The organism is Amycolatopsis marina, assembly GCF_900111885.1.
Classification (GTDB): domain Bacteria; phylum Actinomycetota; class Actinomycetes; order Mycobacteriales; family Pseudonocardiaceae; genus Amycolatopsis; species Amycolatopsis marina.
In genome coordinates, this window is sequence record NZ_FOKG01000030.1 from 61,503 (window position 1) to 67,517 (window position 6,015).

Genomic DNA, 6,015 nt, shown 5'->3' on the forward strand with positions numbered 1-6,015 from the left:
CGCGCAACTGGACCCCGCCAGCACGGCGGCCAGCCAACAGGAATGACCGGAAAGACGGACCAGCTCCGCCTTGACCACGACTGCGTGATCCTGGCGGAGTTCACCCCAACGGCGGCACCCAGATGGAGACCTGCGCCACTTCCGCCTCAGCCCGGCTGGAGTGCCGAATCGTGGGCGATCGCATGCTGCACCACCGAGATGAGCACCTGCTTCGCCGATTCCCTGTCCCGCGCGTCGCACGCCATGATCGGCACGGAGTTGGAGATCGTCAGCGCGTGCCGCACATCCTCGATCTGATGGTGCAGCAGCCGGTCGAAGCAGTTGATGGCCACGACATACGGCAGCTTCCGGTTCTCGAAGAAGTCGATCGATGGGAAGGCATCCGACAGTCGCCGGGTGTCCACCAGCACGACGGCGCCGATCGCACCGAGCGTGAGGTCGTCCCACATGAACCAGAACCGGTGCTGACCAGGCGTGCCGAACACGTACAGGACGAGGTCGGAGTCCAGCGAGATCCGGCCGAAGTCCATGGCCACGGTGGTCGTCGTCTTGTTCGGGGTGGCCGACACATCATCGACCGACACGCTGGCCTCGGTCATCGAGGCCTCCGTGGTCAGCGGGTCGATCTCGGAGACCGCACCGACGAGCGTGGTCTTGCCGACCCCGAACCCGCCTGCCACCACGATCTTGGCCGATGAGGTCGGTCCCGCCGCCGACGTGTTCGCGTCGGAGTCAAATTCTCCGAAGCCCACTGAGCACCCTTTCCATGAACTCGATACTCGGGCGGTCGCCCACCGCGGTGTTCGCGGAGTGCACGAGAACCAACCCGAGGCCAGCAACATCACCAACCAGGACCCGCACCACACCGAGGGGCAACCGCAGCAGCGCGGCGACCTCGGCGACCGAGCGCGTGTCCAGGCACAGGTCGCAGATGGACCGGTGTTCCGGAACGCGGACCCGGTCGAGCACCCTGCCACGCTCGCTCGTCTGGACGAGCGCCTCGATGGCGAGGTCGTAACTCGGCCTGGTCCGGCCGCGAGTACGGAAGTACGGCCGCACCAGTCCGGAGGACTCCTCCTGGTACTCACCTGCCGCCTGCACCGGCAGTCCGGGAATCGACGGCATCGACGGCATCGACGGGTAGGAGGGCATCGACGGGTACGACCGCTCCGCCGGGGACTCGGCGGGAAGCCCGCGCTCGTCGAACGCACCGAGTTCCTCGTCGTGGACGTCTCTGCCGCTGGAGACCCCGTAGAGCTCCGAGTTCGGCCCGCTGAGCAGGCGATCCCGGAAGTCCGTCACGTCGAACTCCGCCGGGTCACGTCCAGTGCCGTGATCCGGATGGTGTAGCCAGTCCTCGTTCACCATCGCCTGTGCTCGCTCCGCCTCGACATCTGCCACCCGGGCCGCCCTGCGGCGTGCACGCCTGCCACCGGCCCGCTCGTTGTCGGCCTCTCCAGGCCACGGACCGGTCCGGTCATCGAGCCATCGCCCGCTCCGCGAACGCCCTGAGTCCACATTCCTCTCCTCAGTGCCCGACGCCGCACGGCGTCACCGTCGAACCGCACCCTGTAGTTGCGCCCGCAGCTCAGGTGTCATCTGCTGCCCAACCCGGTCGACCAGCAGCGTCATCTCGTACACCACCAAGCCGATGTCACTGTCCGGCGAGCCGAGCACCGCGAGGCACGAACCGTCCGACACCGACATCAGGAACAGGAAGCCGTTGGCCATCTCGACCACGGTCTGCGCAACGGTGCCGCCCTCGAAGACCTGCGCCGCTCCGCGCGCGAGGCTCGTCAGCCCCGAGGCGACCGCGGCCAACTGGTCGGCCCTGTCCTTGGGCAGTCCCTTGGAGGCAGCGAGCAGCAGGCCGTCGGCCGAGACGACCACCGCGTGCGCCGCTCCAGGCACCCGGTGCACGAAATCGGTGATGAGCCAAGCGAAACTACCCTGCGAACCGGATCCACCCTGCGGTTTCGATCCGTTCGGCTGTGCGGAACCCGCCCTGGTCACTGTGTCCTTCCCCAACCGTGTGCCGTTTCCCGATACCGCGATGGATTCCCGTTCACGATCACTCCTCCACCCCGTGTTCGGCCGACCGCTCACTCGCCCCGTTGACGCGGACAGCGTCACGTTCGTGCGCCTCGGCCGGCGACTCCCTCAGCGCGTGGCGCCCACTCTGGTAGCCACGCTGAAAACTCACCATACGGCTCCGGGCGGCCGCCGCGGACCGGGCGATCGCTCCCTGCCCCGGCTTGCCTGAGGTGGTATCGGTGAACGCGCTGCCCTCGCTCTGCCCGACCGAGCCGGGGACAAGGTATGCGTTGGGTACGCGTTTGGGCAGACCGGCCGGGGTGATCTCCTCGTCCTTGGACTCCAGCAGCGCCTGCGCGGCCTCCCAGCCGTTGCCGGTCGCCGCTCCCCAGCCTTCCTCCGCCTCGGCCTCTTCGGTGCGGTTGGCCTGTTCCGGTTGCTCCACGGCCACCTCCTCGGCCTCGACGTGCGGGCTGACCTCCTCGTGCGGTGGCGACTGCTCACCGCCCTCACTGAACCATCTGGAGAGCACCGACTGGTAGATCGGCAGGCGCCTCGTGGGGACGTCGTCGTCCAGTGCGCTGCCCACGCCGTTGCTCGCGTTCGCCGGCGCGGGCGGATCCGGCGCAACCGGAACGTAGCGAGGTTCGTTCTTCGGCAGCGCGAGCATGTACGAGGTGTCGGCCTCCGAGGCCCTGGTCTCCGCGGCTCCGGACTCCGCGGCTCCGGACTCGGCGGACGTCTCCTCGGCCGGCGGTTCCGTGACCGGCCACCTGGTTTGCTCGGGTTCGAAACCGGGCTCCGTCCGCGGCGCGGACGCCGCGCGCGACTGCGGCTCCGGCCCGGAACTGAGGAACGGGCCTGCGGCGCTGGCGGATCCGCCGACCAGGTCGTCCAGGCTGATCGGCTGCTCCAACGCGACCAGGCCGCCGCTCTGCCCTGCCGGAGCTGCCGGAGCGGGCTCGGGCTCTGGTGTCGGCCAGGAAGGAGACCGGCCGCTGGTTTCGGCGGCCGGAAGCACCCGGTGGGCCTGCTCCTCCTGCGGGCGGGCTTCCTCCGCCGCCTGGACATGACGCAGCTGCTCGGTGTTCGGCTGCGCGGCGAGCAGCTCGGCAGGCACCACGACGCGGGCGATCACGCCGCCGTCGATGTCCTCGTTCTCCCTGAGCCGGACCTCGATGCCGTGCCGCTGGGCCAGCCTCGCCACCACGTACAGGCCCATCCTGCGGGTCACCGAGACGTCCAGATCCGGCGGGTCGGCGAGTCTGCGGTTCGCCTCGGCGATCTGCTGCTCGTTCATCCCGACACCGCGGTCGGTGATCTGGATGGCCAGCGCCTTGCGCCTCGTCACCACCGCCCGCACGCTGACCTTCGTCTCCGGCTCGGAGAAGTAGGTCGCGTTGTCCAGCAGTTCGGCAAGCACGTGCACGAGGTCGTGAATCGTCAGGCCCTGCACCGTGACGTCCGGGACGACGCCGACCTCAACCCTGGCGTACTGCTCGATCTCGGACACCGCCGCACCGATGACGTCCGCGGCGGGCACCGGACGGGGCACCGACTTGGCGAGACCGGCGCCGGACAGCACGAGCAGGCTCTCGCCGTTGCGCCGCAGCCGGGTGGCGAGGTGGTCGAGTTCGAACAGGCTGGCCAGCTGGTCCGGGTCCTGCTCGTCCGCCTCGAGCCGGTCGATCACGCCGAGCTGCCGCTCGACCAGCCGCTGGCTGCGCCGGGACAGGTTCACGAAGATGCCGTTGACGTTCTCCCGCAGCAGCGCCTGCTCGGCCGCGAGGCGTACGGCCTGCCCGTGCACGACGTCGAACGCCCGCGCGACCTGGCCGATCTCCTCCGTGGTCCGCACCGGGACGGGATCGATCGCGCGCTCCGCGGCCGCGGTGGGGTCGGACTCGCGCATGATCCGGTCCACCGCCTCCGGCAGGTGCTTCTCGGCCACCTGCAGGGCGTTCGTCCGCAGGATCCGCAGCGGGCGCAGCAACGAGCGGGCCACCACGTACATCAGCGCGAGGGCCAGCAGGAGGCCCGCGACCAGCAGAGCGGAGGTGACGATCACCTCACGCTGCACCGAGGAGAGCAGCCCGCCGGTGTAGTTCGCGGCGTCGGCGAGCATGTCGCGCTCGACAGCGCGAACGAGGTCGAGGGTGACTACCGAGGTACGGCCGACCGCATCGGGATCGATGTCGAGCGGCAGCCCGGCCGAGGCCCGTTGCAACGACAGTTCCTGCAGCTGGAACCGCTGGGCGACCTCCTCACCGGACACGGTGTTGGAGTACAACTGCCGGTTGTCCGGGGTGGCCGCTTCGGTGAAGCTGTCGATCGCCGACACCAGGTTCGACTCCGCGGAGACGATGCCTTCCAGCTCGGCAGGCTCGTACTCACCGCGGATCGCGGCGTTGTGCAGGTAGGCGTTCTGCTGTGCCGAGTACTCCTTGGCATGCGCCAGCGAGCTCAGCGCCTCGTGCCGGTCCTGCAGGCCCTTGTCGGTGACGTCGGCACCGAACTCGTCGGAGACGCCGAGCAGCGCGTCGACCACGCCGGTGTAGGAGATGACCACCGCGGACGCGGGAAACTCGGCGTCGCGGGCGGACACCCGCAGGTCACCGAGACCGTCGAGCCGTGCGATCGCCTGCTGGTACAGCTCCGTCGTGGCCTCGTCGTCCAGGTCCTCGACGTCCTCACGCGCGGACCGGAGTTCGTTGGCCTCGACGTCGGACCTCGAGATCTGCTCGTCGAGGCCGGACCGGTCGCCCGGCCTGCCGGACACGATCCAGGCCGACATGGCCTCGCGCTCGATCTGCATCTTGTCGACGACGGCGGAGACCTTCTGGGCGATCTCGATTCGCTGCTGCGCGCGCTCGTAGACGCCGGTCTCCTCGAAACCGTCGTACACGCGCAGGCCGGCGAGGAAGATCGCCGCGAGGGTCGGCAGCAGGAAGACGGCGACCAGCTTGGCCCGAAGTGGCCAGTTGGACAGCGAAGCTAACCCGTTCGGCCGATCGGAAGTAGTAGTCTCCTTACTGTCCGCGACTTCAGGTTCCACCGAGGACACCGCGTTGCGGCGCTCCCCGCCCGCGAGGTCGGGCACGAACCTATTCCTTCCGATCCGAGGTCAGCAGCCTGTGGCACCCGGCTTCCCACACCCGAGAGTTGTCGGCGGGCCGGCCCCTCCAGTGGTTGAGACCAATCACCGAATGCTGGCCGAGCCGACACCGAACGCGATTAATACACATGGGTCACCCGATTGGACGTTGAGGCTAACGACTAGCGGCCCCGAAGGGAAGTGCGAGGGTATTCCCCTCCATCGAACGGACCACCCGTGCGGGGGAGTACATCCACCGAATCGTAGACGACAGAGGAAAAATCACGCACGGCTGGAATGCGAAGAACCAGCATCCTCATCCCAAATTTCTCACATGTTGAGACACAAATAGATACCGGCTGTCCGTGAGGAGGGGGACCTGCTGACCGTCCGGCTTTCCGGTCAGCGCTTGACGATCAAGGTCGTCTGGACCATTCTTCGCCACAAACCTTCTGTGCATCTCACCCGAAAGTGCAAGCGCGAAAGTGTTGCGACTACTACCGCCAGTAGCTCTCCGGGCCGGCGTTCGAGCCGCCCGACCGAGGTGAAAGACATCCCAGGAGCTGAAATGTCAAGCCGCAACGTTCTCGGCGTGATGCGACCAGGCGGTCGTCTCGTCGTAGAGGGTGCCGGTTTTGAGGCAGCCGTGCAGGATGCCCACCAGCCGGTTCGCCAACTGACGCAGGGCGGCGTTGTGCCCGGCCCCGCGGGCGCGCTGCCGGTCGTAGTAGGCCCGTGCTCCGGGCGAGGCTTTCAGCGCGGCGAACGCCTGGGTCATCAGCGCGTCGATCAGCCGGTCGTTATGCACGAACCGGGCCAGAGCGACCTTCTTCCTGCCCGACGCGCGGGTGATCGGGGACGTTCCGGCGTAGTTCTTGCGGGCCTTG

Annotated in this window: 4 protein-coding genes and 1 pseudogene; all 5 read right to left on the reverse strand. The window is 68.2% G+C overall.

Going from position 1 to position 6,015, the window contains the following annotated elements; all coding sequences use genetic code 11:
• Positions 1 to 146: 146 nt before the first annotated feature.
• A complete protein-coding gene (locus BM199_RS30475; RefSeq protein ID WP_091679025.1) occupies positions 147 to 752 on the reverse strand; it encodes a GTP-binding protein in 606 nt (201 codons plus the stop codon).
• Positions 733 to 1,518 (reverse strand): DUF742 domain-containing protein, encoded by a 786-nt coding sequence (locus BM199_RS30480; protein ID WP_091679026.1) that lies wholly within the window; start codon positions 1,516 to 1,518, stop codon positions 733 to 735. Before BM199_RS30480 ends, BM199_RS30475 begins: the two co-directional genes overlap by 20 nt.
• Before the next feature lie 33 nt (positions 1,519 to 1,551).
• The gene (locus BM199_RS30485; RefSeq protein ID WP_091679029.1) at positions 1,552 to 2,013 is read right to left on the reverse strand and encodes a roadblock/LC7 domain-containing protein; all 462 of its coding nucleotides are present in this window, start codon (positions 2,011 to 2,013) and stop codon (positions 1,552 to 1,554) included.
• A 58-nt stretch (positions 2,014 to 2,071) separates the two neighbouring features.
• Positions 2,072 to 5,134: a sensor histidine kinase gene (locus BM199_RS30490; RefSeq protein WP_245788925.1), complete on the reverse strand. Its 3,063-nt coding sequence runs from the start codon at positions 5,132 to 5,134 to the stop codon at positions 2,072 to 2,074.
• 565 nt (positions 5,135 to 5,699) lie between these two features.
• Positions 5,700 to 6,015: pseudogene (locus BM199_RS30495) on the reverse strand (IS110 family transposase); the annotation flags it as partial.